This window comes from Nocardia nepalensis (genome assembly GCF_048910785.1).
In the GTDB taxonomy this organism is placed as follows: Bacteria; Actinomycetota; Actinomycetes; order Mycobacteriales; family Mycobacteriaceae; genus Nocardia; species Nocardia nepalensis.
This window is the reverse complement of record NZ_JBKBET010000008.1, coordinates 41,249-54,430: the sequence shown is the minus strand read 5'-3', so window position 1 is coordinate 54,430 and position 13,182 is coordinate 41,249. Positions and strand designations below refer to the sequence as shown.

General features: G+C 66.3%; 9 protein-coding genes and 2 pseudogenes. 4 read left to right on the top strand and 7 right to left on the bottom strand.

Features of this window, described 5'->3' with window-relative positions; translation table 11 throughout:
* Positions 1-136: 136 nt before the first annotated feature.
* The 4 genes from ribA to ACHQ4I_RS07610 all read right to left on the bottom strand — a co-directional run bounded on the left by ribA (position 137) and on the right by ACHQ4I_RS07610 (position 5,233).
* Positions 137-1,366 carry a GTP cyclohydrolase II gene (gene ribA, locus ACHQ4I_RS07625; protein WP_420770981.1) on the bottom strand — a complete coding sequence of 410 codons (1,230 nt, stop codon included), beginning with the start codon at positions 1,364-1,366 and terminating at the stop codon, positions 137-139.
* An 8-nt stretch (positions 1,367-1,374) separates the two neighbouring features.
* Positions 1,375-1,920 carry a flavin reductase family protein gene (locus ACHQ4I_RS07620; protein WP_420770980.1) on the bottom strand — a complete coding sequence of 182 codons (546 nt, stop codon included), beginning with the start codon at positions 1,918-1,920 and terminating at the stop codon, positions 1,375-1,377.
* 141 nt (positions 1,921-2,061) lie between these two features.
* Positions 2,062-4,056, bottom strand: a complete 1,995-nt coding sequence (locus ACHQ4I_RS07615) for an oxidoreductase (protein ID WP_420770979.1) — start codon at positions 4,054-4,056, stop codon at positions 2,062-2,064.
* Positions 4,057-4,066: 10 nt separating this feature from the next.
* Entirely contained in the window at positions 4,067-5,233 is a 1,167-nt protein-coding gene (locus ACHQ4I_RS07610; protein ID WP_420770978.1) for an LLM class flavin-dependent oxidoreductase, read from the bottom strand.
* Between the two features lie 217 nt (positions 5,234-5,450).
* On the opposite strand from ACHQ4I_RS07610, the gene ACHQ4I_RS07605 reads away from it, so the two are divergent.
* Genes ACHQ4I_RS07605 through ACHQ4I_RS07595 form a run of 3 tightly spaced genes read left to right on the top strand, consistent with a single transcriptional unit; the run spans position 5,451 to position 8,702 of the window.
* Positions 5,451-6,344, top strand: a complete 894-nt coding sequence (locus ACHQ4I_RS07605) for an isocitrate lyase/PEP mutase family protein (RefSeq protein ID WP_420770977.1) — start codon at positions 5,451-5,453, stop codon at positions 6,342-6,344.
* A 44-nt stretch (positions 6,345-6,388) separates the two neighbouring features.
* Positions 6,389-7,840, top strand: coding sequence for an aldehyde dehydrogenase (locus ACHQ4I_RS07600; RefSeq protein WP_420771120.1), 1,452 nt, complete (start codon positions 6,389-6,391; stop codon positions 7,838-7,840).
* A 52-nt stretch (positions 7,841-7,892) separates the two neighbouring features.
* Positions 7,893-8,702, top strand: coding sequence for an IclR family transcriptional regulator (locus tag ACHQ4I_RS07595; RefSeq protein WP_420770976.1), 810 nt, complete (start codon positions 7,893-7,895; stop codon positions 8,700-8,702).
* On the opposite strand, the gene ACHQ4I_RS07590 is transcribed toward ACHQ4I_RS07595, so the two are convergent.
* A complete protein-coding gene (locus ACHQ4I_RS07590; protein ID WP_420770975.1) occupies positions 8,681-9,046 on the bottom strand; it encodes a hypothetical protein in 366 nt (121 codons plus the stop codon). The two genes, ACHQ4I_RS07595 and ACHQ4I_RS07590, sit on opposite strands and share 22 nt — an antisense overlap.
* Between ACHQ4I_RS07590 and ACHQ4I_RS07585 the strand changes: the two are divergent.
* A pseudogene (locus ACHQ4I_RS07585) lies at positions 9,036-12,315 on the top strand (protein kinase domain-containing protein). The gene ACHQ4I_RS07590 and the pseudogene ACHQ4I_RS07585 sit on opposite strands and share 11 nt — an antisense overlap.
* Before the next feature lie 38 nt (positions 12,316-12,353).
* On the opposite strand, the gene ACHQ4I_RS07580 reads toward ACHQ4I_RS07585, so the two are convergent.
* Both ACHQ4I_RS07580 and ACHQ4I_RS07575 read right to left on the bottom strand, forming a co-directional pair.
* Positions 12,354-12,689 carry a hypothetical protein gene (locus tag ACHQ4I_RS07580; protein ID WP_420771119.1) on the bottom strand — a complete coding sequence of 112 codons (336 nt, stop codon included), beginning with the start codon at positions 12,687-12,689 and terminating at the stop codon, positions 12,354-12,356.
* Between the two features lie 189 nt (positions 12,690-12,878).
* Positions 12,879-13,091: pseudogene (locus tag ACHQ4I_RS07575) on the bottom strand (Zn-ribbon domain-containing OB-fold protein); the annotation flags it as partial.
* Positions 13,092-13,182: the final 91 nt, after the last annotated feature.

Here is a 13,182-nt window from a genome sequence, read left to right as displayed (position 1 = left end):
GTCGACTACCTCACATGTCTTGCGGGACAAGATTTTCCGCACCGTCACCGCCTCCCGTGGCGAGGTGGTGACGAACCGCTGGTGATCAGTCCACAGCCGCGGCGCCATCGGCTACCAGAGACTGCGAGCGCGGTGGTCACTCCGCGGGGACGACCGGAATGTCGAACAGGTGTCCCAGCCGGTCCCGTTTGGTCCGCAGGTAGGCGAGGTTGTCGGGAGTGACGATCGGCGGGCTGGGCACGCGTCCCACCACCTCGATGCCGAATCCGCCGAGACCGCCGTACTTGTGGGGATTGTTCGTGATCACTCGAATCCGGCGCACGCCCAACTGAGCGAGGATCGCGGCCCCAACGCCGTATTCCCGGCTGTCCACGGGCAGTCCGAGGGCAAGGTTCGCGTCCACGGTGTCGCAGCCGGATTCCTGCAGGGCGTAAGCCCGGAGCTTGTGGCCCAGCCCGATGCCACGCCCCTCGTGCCCGCGGAGGTAGACCAGAACCCCGACCCCTTCCCGCGCGATCTGCCGTAGGGCGGCGTCGAATTGGCCGCCACAGTCGCAGCGCAGCGAACCGAGCAGATCGCCGGTGATGCACTCGCTGTGCACACGCACCAGCACCCCCTCCGGGCTGCTTCCCGCAGCCACGACGTCTCCCATCGTCAAGGCCAGATGTTCCGTGCCGTCCAGCACCGAATCGAAGGACCATGCGGTGAACTCGCCGTAGCGCGTGGGCAGCCTGGCTGGGCCGCTCGGCTCGACGAGCCGATGGGTGTGCAGGCGGTACTGGACGAGATCGGCGATGGCAAGCCAGGGCAAACGATGCTCGGCGACGAAGGCGCGGAGCCGTTCTCCGGTCATCGGCATGCCGTTCGGGTCCATCAGTTCGGTGATCACGGCGACACCCGTGCCGCCTGCAATTCGCGTCAGGTCCACGGCGGCCTCGGTGTGGCCGGCGCGTTTCAGCACGCCTCCCCACCGGGCGCGCAGCGGGAACACGTGTCCCGGCCGGCGCAAATCCGTATGCCGGGTGTCAGGGGAGGCGAGCGCCCGGATCGTCGCCGCCCGGTCCGGCGCCGAGATGCCCGTGCCGGTGCTGACGTGATCGACGCTGACGGTGAACGCGGTCCGATGCTGGTCGGTGTTGTGATCCACCATCGGGTCCAAGTGGAGGCGGTCGGCGTGTTCGGCGGGCATCGGGGCACAGACGATGCCGCTGCCGTGACGCAGAAAGAAGGCCAGGACCTCGGGTGTCGCGTGTTCGGCCGCAAGCAACAGATCGGCCTCGTTCTCCCGGTCGGCATCATCGGAGACGATGGCCATTCCGCCCGCTGCCAGCTGGTGTGTCGCCGCCTCGACCCGTGCGGTGTTCATCGCCGGTTTCATCCTGCCCTGTCAACGGCCGCATTCAGCCGCCAGAACCGGCTCCGGTGGAACACCAGCGGTGAGCTCTCGCCCACCGCACGCGCAGCTGCCACTTCCAGCAACACGATGCTGTGGTCGCCCGCCGGTACCTCTGCGGTGATCACACAGTCGAACCAGGCGGTGGCACCGTGGACGAACACGGCGCCACCGTCGTTCGCCACCCAGCGCACCTGGCCGAAACGATCCCCGGTCTTGCGGCCGAGGGACCGGCACTGGACCCGCTGCTCTTCCGCCAGCACACTGATTCCCAGCCGCGGCGCGGCACGCAGCAGCGGCCAGGTCGCGGAGGTGTGCTGCGCACAGACTGACACCAGTGGTGGGACCAGAGACACCGGGACGAAGGAGCTCGCCGCGATACCAGCCGGTACGCCGCCGACGAGAGCGCACACGGCGGTGACCCCTGTCGGGAACTCGCCGTAGATTGCGCGCAGCGCCCCCTCGTCGCCCGTGATCGGTTCCAGCAGCGGCTGCGCGGTGTCGCACCCGGGATTGTTCATGCTCATCGACTCACCAGTTGTCCCTGGGGCCACTCGGCCGCACGCCCGGTGCGAACGTGAGCCCGGAAGCCCGGCCGATGCCGGCTTTGTCCTGTACCAATCCGCTCATGGATCAGCTCTCCTTGGTAGTGCTCGGGGCGGCGGGGCTCACGCCGCGCGCGCCGCCATTTCACCTTCATAGATGGCTTCATCGACGTGCCGCGGCGCGAGACAGTCGCCGATCCGGCGTACCTCGGCCACCTGGCCCCGCAGGGCGTGGTAGAGCTCGTCGTTGGGGCGGCGCAGCATGATGGGAATCAGCGAATCGATGCCGGTCGTCCGCCGCTGCCCGTCCCACAGCCGCGCGAGCACGGCCCCTGCACCGGTTACCTCGGCCACGTGATGCTGCGGGGTCAGTACCACACCTGCGGCGTGGACGCGCGGGTACAGGTGCCCGACGTCGAGGGTGTGCGTGACGTTCTCGCCCACGAACAGGTGCGTGCTCACCACTTCGACGGAACGCCCTTGCATGGCGAGCAACTCCGCCAGCCCCAGCGGCAAATAGTCACCGGTGTCGTCGACGATGAGCACGCGCTGCCCGCAGGCTCCCGGGCGGGCGATCGCTTCGACCGGGGTGAGGACCTTCGTGTGGGCGAGCCCGGGAATGCCCTCCCGGTGTGCCGAGGTCATCGAGAACCCGTCGGTGTTCCAGCTGGAGCCGGTGGCAAGGATGACTTCGTCCGGCAGCTCGGCAAAAATCGATTCCGGTCCCGCCTCGGTGCCGAGACGGATGTCGACGTTGTGCACGTTGAGCATGGTGGTCAGGTTGTCGATCAGCACCGACCAATCTCTGCGGGTGGGCAGCTTCGCCGCGTAGCGAACCTGACCGCCCAGGGATTGCTCGCGCTCGATGAGAGTTACGGAATGGCCACGGGCGGCGGCGATCTCGGCGGCCTTCATCCCCGCCGGCCCACCGCCGACGACCAGAATCCGCTTGGGGCTGGTCGCGCGCCGGAGTGTGCCGGCACCGAGTTCGCGTTCCCGGCCGGTCGCGGGGTTCTGCGTGCAGGTGATCGCCTCGTTGTGGAAGAGCCGGTTGATACACCCCTGGTTGATGTTGAAGCACCGGCGGATTTCGCGGGCGCGGCCCTTCCTCGCCTTGCTGATCAGGTGCGGGTCGGCGATGTGCGCCCGGGTCATCGCCACCAGGTCCGCGGCACGGTCGCGCACGATACGGGCCGCGGTGTCGAGGTCGACGATGCCGTTCGCGGTCAGTACCGGCACATCGCCGACGATCTTCTTGGCGCGCGCGGCGAATGGGACGAGCTGACCCGGCGTCTCGCTCATCGGAGAGATGAACTTGTGCAGGGTGTGGTGGTTGCCGCCGGAGATGCTGAAGTAGTCGAACAATCCGGTCTCGAAGAGCACGCGCAGGATTCGTTCGCCCTCGTCTGCGTCGATACCGCCGGGGAGGAACTCGTCGAAGGAGTACCGGAAGCCGAGGGGGAAGTCGGGCCCGCAGCGGGCCCGGATTGCCTCGCCGGTCTCGATCGCCATGCGGCAGCGGTTTTCCGTGCCGCCCCCGTAGCGGTCGGTGCGCCGGTTCGTCAGCGGCGACAGGAAGCTGGCGGCGAGATAACCGTGGGCGGCGTGGATCTCGGCGCCATCGAGGCCCGCGGTCTTGGCGTTGTGCGCGGTGGTGGCGTAGCCGTTGAGCACCTCGGCGATGTCGGCTTCCTCCATCACCTTGCCCATCTCTCGGTAGATAACCGACGGCAGTCCGGAGGGGGTCCACAGGGCACGCCAGTTGTCGAGGAACATCGTGTTGTGGTCCTCGCCGCCGAAGTGGGCGAGCTGGACGAATGCCTTAGTGCCGTACGGATGCACGGCTTCGGCCAACTTCCGGTAGCTGTCGATGCTTTCCTTCCGCCAGCCCTCGTGGGTCCCGTGCAGACCGCCCTTGCTCGATCGGTGCACGGCTTGGGCCTCGGTGATGATCAGCCCGACGCCACCCTTTGCTCGTTCCTCGTAATAGGCGACGCTCTGCTCGCTCATGAGATTCTCGTGCCCGTATCCCAGCGCGTGCGCGGTTACGACGACGCGGTTGGCGAGTGTGGTGGAACCGACGCGCAGCGGCTGCCACAGGCTGTCGAGTTCGGACATCGGATGCTCCTCAGGCGTTCGCGGTGACGGTTCCGGCACGGACAGAGGCGGTGCCCGTGGGTGTGCGCAGGCCCGCCTCCTCCATCAGCGGGAGAATCTGCTCGCGAAACTGCTCGAGTCCGGTCTGGTAGTCGAACCAGGACAGCGTGATGCCCGCCAGGCCGCTGGCGGCCATTTCCTGCATGCCCGCGACCACTTGTTCCGGCGTACCCACCAGCGGCAGCGCTCCCCATCCCGCGATGAGGTTCTCGGCGAGGGCCTGGCGTTCGTATTTACCAACGTCCTGGTTAGGGATCAGCGCAGCAAGCAGGTTGTCCACTCCGGACCAGTCGCCGTGGTCGTGCACGTAATGCCGGTAGAGCCGCTTGGCCTCGGCCTCGGTGTCGGCACACACGATATGCCCCATCCCGAACACCGAAAGCTCGCGGCCGTACTTGGTGCGTGCATTGTTCTGGGTGTCAGCGACCATCTTCGCCGCGGTGTCCAGGTTGTCGACGAGGATGAAACTGACGTCGGCGTACTTGGCGGCGAAGTCCCGGCCACGCGGACTCACCCCCGCGCTCATGATCACCGGATAGGGAACCTGGATCGGTTTCGGCTCACTGAAGCCACCGGGTATCCGCAGGAACTCGCCCTCGTGGTCGAACGGTTCGGTTTCGGTCCACAAGCGCTCGAGCACCTCGAAGACCTCGGCCGCGTAGTCGTAGCGGACGTCGTGTTCGCGCTGTGTCAGGCCGAACATCTCGATCTCTTTCGCGACCCACCCTGCCACGAGATTCAGCCCGAACCGGCCGCCGGAGATGTGGTCGATAGTGGCGACCTCCTTGGCCACCCGCACCGGATGCGCGGTTGGCACGTGCCAGGTCGAGAAGATCTGGATGCGCTCGGTGATCGCGGCGAGCCCGGCCGCCCAGGTGAACGTTTCGAAGGACCGGCCATTGAAATCCGTCGCACCGCCGAACCCTCGCCACCGGGCGACGGGGATGATCGCTTCGATGCCGGCTTCGTCGGCGGCGATGGCGATCTTCTTACTTTCCGCCCAGCTGACGGCGATCTCGCCGCCGCCGGAGGTCATCGAGCAACCTCCGCTGCAGTTGGGACCGAACACGGCCAGCTTGAACGCGTTCGGGCTCCCCAGGATCGGGGTTTCGCCGCGCTGCACACGACCATCGCTCATGACATTCCTCCGCTCGAGACGGCCGACGGCACCCTCGAGTACCACACCGTCGTGATATTTGAGATTCCACTCAACGGATTTCAAGTCCGCTTATCGGAGACTAGATAGCCTGTATATGTACGTCAAGCCCTCAGCATCGTTCACTTTACTTCTTGACAGCTTCCATTGAGTGGATCTAGATTCCATCTAGTTGAAATAGACGCGGGATGGAGCTGTAGTGACCTGGTTGGCGGACCGGCTGCACGGTGGTGGCGAGATGCTTGTGGCTCCCGGGGCCTTCGACGCCATGTCGGCCCGGGCGATCGCAGATCACGGATTCGAGGCGTTCTACTGCGGCGGCTACGCCGGCATCGCCAGCGCATGGGGGCTGCCCGATCTCGGTCTGCTCGGCCTCGGCGAGATGCGCGGCATCTACGAGCGGCTGCGTGCGTGCTGCTCGTTGCCGATGATCGTCGACGCCGACACCGGATACGGCGGGCTGCTCAACGTCGCGCGCACGGTGAGCACGCTGGCCGCCCTGGGCGTTTCCGCGGTGCAGATCGAGGATCAGCTCAACCCCAAACGCTGCGGGCACATTGCGGACAAGGAGGTCGCTCCGCTGACCGAGGCCGAGCAACGGGTGCGTGTCGCGGTCGAAGTCGGCGCCGAGCACGGCGTGGCGATCATCGCCCGCACCGATGCGCTTGAACGGCACGGGCTTGCCGCCGCGCTGGATCGCGCCAACCGGTTCCTGGAACTCGGTGCGACGGCCGCGTTCATCGATGCCTTACACACGGTCGAAGAGATCGCGGCGGTGCCGCGCGCGCTGCAGGGTCCCGCCGTCTACAACGCCGCCGACACCGGCCTGGCACCCCGGCTGTCCACGGCGCAGTTGAGCGAGTTCGGCTACGCCATGACCTTCTTCCCCATCGAGTTGCTCGCCGCGTCCGACACTGCCGTGCACGCAGCGTTGGACAACCTGGCCGAGCACGGGCAGCTCGACGGTGTGGCACGCACCAGCTTCACCGCCCTCAACTCCTCGCTCGGCCTCACCGATCTAGTGGCCTGGGAAAAGGCCATCGCAGACGAGCAAGACACCACAATCGGCAGCTACAGAGAGGAAGCGTCGTGACGCTCGCACAACCCACCGAGACCGGCCGGCTCGCCCAGTACCAGATGGTGATCAATGGGGAGCGCATCCCTGCGGCTTCAGGAGGGACGTTCGACAGCCTGAACCCCTTCACCGGCCGGCCGTGGGCCACCGCGCCGGACGGTGACGCCACCGACGTCGACAAGGCCGTGGCCGCCGCGCGCGCCGCGTTGTCCGGGCCCTGGGGCAAGCTGACCGGTTTCCAGCGCGCCGCTCTGCTGCGCAGGCTCGGCGACATCCTCGCCCGGGACGCGGACGTGCTCGCCGAGTTCGAAACCCGCGATTCGGGCAAGCTGCTTCGCGAAATGCGCGGGCAGATGGCCTACATGCCGGAATGGTTCTACTTCTTCGCAGGAATGGCGGACAAGATCGAGGGCAGTGCGATTCCGTCGGACCGGCCCAACTTCTTCGCCTATACGCGCCATGAGCCCATCGGAGTGGTCGCCGCCATCGTGCCGTGGAACTCACCACTGCTGCTGCTGGCATGGAAGCTGGCACCCGCGCTGGCCGCGGGTTGCACATTCGTGGTCAAACCCAGCGACTACACCCCGATCTCCGCGCTCGAACTCGCCAAGCGCGTCGAAGAAGCAGGATTCCCGCCCGGGGTGTTCAATGTCGTAACCGGTTACGGCCCCACCGTGGGCAAGGCGCTGGCCGCCCACCCCGACGTGGACAAGGTGGCCTTCACCGGGTCGACCGCGACCGGAATCGACGTTGCGCACTCCGCCGCGGACCAGCTCACCCGCGTCTCCCTGGAACTGGGCGGGAAATCCGCTCAGGTCGTGTTCGCCGACGCCGATCTCGACGCCGCCGCCAACGGCGTGATCGCGGGCGTGTTCGCCGCGACCGGACAGACTTGCATGGCCGGTTCACGGTTGTTGGTCGAACGGTCGGTGCACCAGACGCTGGTCGACCGTATCACCGCCCGGGCGAAGACTATCAAGCTCGGCGACCCCACTGCGGAATCCACGGAGATGGGTCCCCTGGCCAATGCGGCGCAACTCGAGAAGGTTCTGCATTATTTGAACGAGGCCAAGCAGTCCGGCGCGACCATCGCGACCGGCGGCGGCCGAGAAGAGTCGCTCGGCGGCTATTTTGTTCAGCCGACCGTCGTCACGAACGTCACACCGGACATGTCGGTGGTCTGCGAAGAGATCTTCGGCCCGGTCCTGTCGGTGCTTCCGTTCGACACGGAGGAGCAAGCCGTCGCACTGGCGAACGACTCGAAGTACGGCTTGGCCGGTGCGATATGGACGAAAGACGTACACCGCGCGCATCGTGTCGCTCACCGGCTGCGGGCCGGCACGATCTGGATCAACGCCTACCGCGTCGTCGCACCGAACGTGCCGTTCGGCGGCTTCAAGGCCAGCGGCCTGGGCAGGGAAAACGGCATCGACACGGTCCGCCAGTACACCGAGACCAAGGCCGTCTGGGTCGAACTGACCGGCGCGACACGGGATCCGTTCGTCATCGGATGACTTCCCGCCACCATGTTCACGCTCCGCGCCGTCGGCGGATACACTGCACGGCGTGGAGCGTGGCAACACCAGTGCGGGCGACGCCATGAAAAGTGACACGTTGGGCCCGGTCGCGCGAACCCTGCAGCTGCTCCAAGCGCTGGCCGAAGCCGCGGAGCCGCTCTCGCTCACGCAGCTGGCGACACAGCTCGACCTTCCCTCGAGCACGGTCCACCGCCTGCTGAAGCTCCTGCGCGAGCGAGGATTCGTGGAAGCCGATCCGGAGAGCAGGCGTTACCGCGTCGGCTGGGAATTCTTCCGGGTCGGCGCCCTGGTGGCCGCACGCCAGCCGTTGAACGAAATGGCGCGGCCGATACTTGCCGAGCTCACGGCGAAGTGCAACGAGAACAGCCAGCTTGGGATCTACCGTCCCGACGAACGGTGCATGATGTTCGTGGAGCAGGCACGCTCCACGCACCATCTGTCCTTCTCCATCCCGATGTACAGCCCGCAGCCACTGCTGTGGGGCTGCTCGGGGCGGGTGATCGTGGCGCACCTCGCGGATCCGGTCGTGCGGGAGCTGCTCGAGCAGGCAGGACCGGCGCCGGCCAGCGGAGCGCCGCCGCCAGATCCGGATCAGTACGCGACCGAGCTGCGCCGCATCCGGGCCCAGGGCTGGGACACCACGAGCGCGGAGAAGATCGCGAACTCGGTCGGTTTCGCCGCGCCCGTGTTCGACGCCAACGGGGTTGTCGGCAGCATCAGCATCACCATTCCCACGCTGCGATACCACTCCTACCAACAGGCTCAGTACGCCGAGCTGGTCACGGACGCCGCCCGCTCGCTGTCCCACTCGCTCGGCTACCTGCCCACGTCCGCCTGAGCCGAGTCGACACGCATCAGCTCAGGCAGGTGACGCCTAACGCTGGTTTCGCCGCCATCAACGGCGATGGTCTTCTGGCCGGTCAGGAACGTCAGGGCCTCGAGCGCCAGATACCGGACCACGTTGGCGATCTCTCCAGTGTCAATGCTGTCCGTCGATACCGATGGAAAGGGTTGCCAAGGCACGTCCATGCCGGCCGCAAGGCCGAGCCAGCCGTTGTGGTTGGGGCGATCAGCGGCGATTGAAGGGGCTCGACCAGTGTCGAAGTCCACGTGACCACCGGGCGGGCGCGGTATTCTCTTGCTCAGCCCGAGCGGTGTATGCGAGCGACTGATGACGGACATCGATCCATTCCAGACGCAACGTGATCTTGGTGCTGATGCGGTCACGGAGTTGAGTGCTGTCGGGTTGGAGAACGCCGACGAGATCGGGCGGGGTGGTTTCGGCGTCGTGTACCGCTGCACCCAGCCTGTTCTGGATCGCATGGTGGCCGTGAAAGTCCTTACCTGCGAACTCGATGAGAGCCGGGAGCGTTTCTTTCGCGAGCAACGAGCGATGGGCCGGCTGACGGGCCACCCGAATATCGTCGGGGTGCTCGAGGTCGGCGAAACCGAGACCGGTCGGCCATATCTGGTGATGCCGCATTATCCGCAGGGCTCGCTGCACGCTCGGATCCGCCGCGATGGCCCGCTGTCGGTGCAGGAAGTACTCCGCCTGGGGGTGAAGATGGCCGGTGCGCTGGAAACGGCGCATCGCGCGGAAGTTTTGCACCGGGACGTCAAACCGTCGAACATTCTGCTCACCGACTACGGTGAGCCAGCGTTGACGGACTTCGGCATCGCCCATCTCACTGGGGGCTTCCAGACGGCCACCGGTACGGTCACCGGTTCGCCGGCCTTCACCGCGCCCGAGGTCCTCGGCGGGAATTCACCGAGCCGTGCTTCGGACGTGTACGGACTGGGCGCCACCCTGTTTTGCGCGCTCACCGGTCACGCGGCGTTCGAGCGCCGCAGCGGCGAGCAGATCGTGGCGCAGTTCCTGCGGATCACTACCCAGTCGGTTCCGGATCTCCGCGAGCGCGGAATCCCCGAGGACGTGTGTGCAGTCATCGAGACGGCGATGAGTCGCGACCCGTGGGACCGCCCCACGGCCGCAGTATTCGGCGAACAGCTTCAACGGGTTCAGCTCGCTCACGGTTTCGGGGTCGACCAGATGGCGCTGCGGGCCGAACCGGGCGGCGAGCGGGCCCCGGCGGCCACGGCGGTGCCTGCACACTGGGCCAGTGTTCCCGGCCGCAGCGGCGTTGGGCTGCGCGACGGGGGTGCGGGGAACCTGCCACTGGAGCTGACCAGTTTTGTGGATCGGCGTAGCCAGGTGTCGGAGGTGAAGAACCTGCTGTCGGGGTCGTGTCTGGTGACGCTTACCGGAATCGGTGGTGTCGGCAAGTCACGGCTCGCGCTGCGAGTCGCCCAGAAATTGCAGCGGGATTTTGCGGGCGGTGTCTGGCTGGTCGAGTTGGGTGAGTTGCGCGATTCCTCGTTGCTGGCCGATGTCGTGGCCGCCACCTTCGGTGTGCGGCATCAGGTCGGCAGACCGATGCTCGAGGTGCTGGTGGAATTCTTGTCTGCGCGCGAGGTGCTCTTGGTACTCGACAACTGCGAGCAGGTGATCGAGGGGGTCGCGAAACTGGTCGAGTCGCTACTGCGGGCCTGCCCGCAGCTGCGGATTCTGGCTACCAGTCGTGAGGCCCTGGGCATCGGCGGGGAATCGGTGCTGCCGGTGCCGCCGCTGAAATTTCCGGACCCGAGAGCCGGGTCATCCCTGCGGGGAGCCGCGAGCTACGACGCGGTGACGCTGTTCGCGGAGCGAGCCGCCGCGGCGGTGCCGGGATTCCAGCTGACCGAGGACAACCGGCTCAGTGTGGCCGGGATCTGTGCACGGCTGGACGGGTTGCCGTTGGCGATCGAGCTGGCGGCGGCGCGGCTGCGGACGATGTCTGCCGAGCAGATCCTGGTGCGGCTGCACCCGGTTTGCCCTGTTGACCCGCGGCAGTCGGAGTGCGCCGACACGGCAGCAAACGCTGGGGTGGTGCATCGGCTGGAGCTATGACCTGTGCGCGCCCGAGGAACAGCGGTTGTGGGGTCGGCTCTCGGCATTCGCCGGAAGTTTCGACCTAGACGCCGCCGAGGACGTGTGCGGCGGCGACATGACCGAGCCCGAGTTCCTCGATGCACTGTCCGCGCTGGTCGACAAGTCGATCCTGATCCGGGAGGAATCGGGCACCGCGGTGCGCTTTCGGCTGCTCGAGACCGTGCAGGAATACGGCATGCAGAAGATCAAGGACGCCGGCGAGTATGCAGAACTGCGCAGGCGTCACCGGGACTGGTACGAGCGGCTGGCGCTCGAGGCAGAGGCAGACTGGGTGAGTCCACGCCAGCTCGAGTGGATCGCCCGTCTCACACGAGAGTTACCGAACCTGCGCAAGGCACTGGAGTTCAGCCAGTCAGAGGCGGACGCGGCCGGGTTGCGTACCGCCGCCGCTCTCTACAGTTTCTGGCTTTCGAGTGGGCGTCTCAGCGAGGGACGCCGCTGGTCCGAGCGCACGCTTGCCCGTAGGTCCGCCGCCGCGGCGGCGGCCGACCGTGCCGTGGCCCTCTACACGGCCAGCGTGTTCGCCGCGATTCTCGGTGACGTTCCGGCCGCGACCGGGCACGTGGCCGAGCTTCGCACCCTTGCCGAGCAGACGGCCGATCGCACAGTTGGTGCCCTGCTCGCTTATGCTGACGGGTACGCCGCTCTCAGCAGTGGCGATCTGGCTGGTGCGAGTGCTCGGTTGAACGATGCCGTCGAAGCATTCGGCACTAACGCTGATGTCTCATTCCAATTGAGGGCGCGGATCTCCCTCGGCTGGGCTTATGTACTACGGGGAGATATGCCGCGCGCCCTCGCTTGCCTCGAGAAGGTGCTGACCGTCGCGGAATCTCGAGGCGATACGGCGTACCGGTCGCTGGCACTGCGGACCATGGCACTTGCCGTCTGGCAGCAGGGGGAGCGGGAGCGGGCGGTGCAGCTGTTGGAGGAGGCCATTCGCTTGGCGCGACGGGTGGTCGATCCGCTCGTCGCCGCGGTCAGTACGGAGATACTGGCCTGGATCGCGGCTGAGAAGCGCGATGCGCGGCGCGCGGCCGTGTTGTTGGGCGCCGCGCAGGGGCACGGTCACGCGGTCGGCGGCTCCAGCATCATTTATCCCCATTTCGTTGCCTACCATGAGGAATGCGAGCGCCGCGCCCGCGAAATACTCGGCAGGCGCGGATACGACTCCGCCTACCAGGAGGGCATCGCGATGAGTTTCGAGGCGGCAGTCGACTTCGCGTTGGGTGAGCACCATCGAGCAGCAGCCGACTCTGTGTCGGCGAATTTGACCAAGCGCGAGCGTCAAGTCGTCGACCTCGTCGCGAAGGGATTGACCAACAAGGCAATCGCCGCCCGGCTGGTGATTTCGCAGCGCACAGCGCAAGGACATGTAGAGCACATCCTCGCCAAACTGGGGTTCACCTCGCGGACCCAGATCGCAGCCTGGGCCGCAGAGCACTCCCGCGACGAGCTCGCATGAGCGAATGGAGAGCGCAGTCACGACTCGTCGGCCACTCATCACCAGCGCTGGGGATGAGAAGCCCAAGAATCGGGATACATTCGCCAGGCCCACGTCAGTGAGTCGAACAAACTACGTTTCACCGCTCGCACATCCCTGCCGTCACCGGCACGTGGACGCAGGGCCTCGCGAGTCAGCTGCACGAAACGCCAACGATTGACGCCGAAGGCAACGAGCAGTTCGCCGGCGCTGGCGCCGCCGAACGGTGCCCATCGAATCGCGAATTCGAGTACCGACCTCGCGTCCGCATTCACCGATTTCACCGACTCCAGGAAATCGAATTGGTTCAGTGAGGACCTGACCCATGCGGGGTCGTAGGTAGCGTCTGTCGTCATGTGAGTCCTCGATCCCGAGCGCTCCGGATCGGCCGCGTGCCGATGGTCCGGTGCGGTACCGTCGTCCGGATGCCGCCTGCCTGTCGCGCAGGTGGCGAATACGGGGAACCTGTCCTTGACCGGTCTGGATTCGAACCTCACTCGGACCGGCTGGTCGGATGGCGGTGGGATCTCGCCTTCGATTGTGGTGTAGACCCAAGGTCCGCCGTCCAGTTCGACGATGGCGATTATCGACGGCTCCCATTTCTCGGAAGGTCTGTCGGCGCGGTGCACCACCTTCCACGACACTATCCACCCCGCACCGGACGAAGGCACCCATTCGAGAGCCTTCGACTGGCACGACGAACACGTGATAATCGGCGGCGCGAGCAGCACTGCGCAGTTCTTGCAACGCCGAATCATCAAGGTTGTCTCACCATCCGGCTCGACCGTGCTGTTGCTGCATTGCGAATTCTGTGGATTCATCGGAATCCTCGCCTGATAGTGCCTCCGC

What these genes read in the sequence shown, in the direction of transcription:
- ribA (WP_420770981.1), bottom strand. Translation starts at nt 1,366, where the DNA reads ATGAACACCGCACGGGTCGAGGCGGCGACACACCAGCTGGCAGCGGGC.
- ACHQ4I_RS07620 (WP_420770980.1), bottom strand. Translation starts at nt 1,920, where the DNA reads ATGAGCATGAACAATCCCGGGTGCGACACCGCGCAGCCGCTGCTGGAA.
- ACHQ4I_RS07615 (WP_420770979.1), bottom strand. Translation starts at nt 4,056, where the DNA reads ATGTCCGAACTCGACAGCCTGTGGCAGCCGCTGCGCGTCGGTTCCACC.
- ACHQ4I_RS07610 (WP_420770978.1), bottom strand. Translation starts at nt 5,233, where the DNA reads ATGAGCGATGGTCGTGTGCAGCGCGGCGAAACCCCGATCCTGGGGAGC.
- ACHQ4I_RS07600 (WP_420771120.1), top strand. Translation starts at nt 6,389, where the DNA reads ATGGTGATCAATGGGGAGCGCATCCCTGCGGCTTCAGGAGGGACGTTC.
- ACHQ4I_RS07590 (WP_420770975.1), bottom strand. Translation starts at nt 9,046, where the DNA reads ATGTCCGTCATCAGTCGCTCGCATACACCGCTCGGGCTGAGCAAGAGA.
- ACHQ4I_RS07580 (WP_420771119.1), bottom strand. Translation starts at nt 12,689, where the DNA reads ATGACGACAGACGCTACCTACGACCCCGCATGGGTCAGGTCCTCACTG.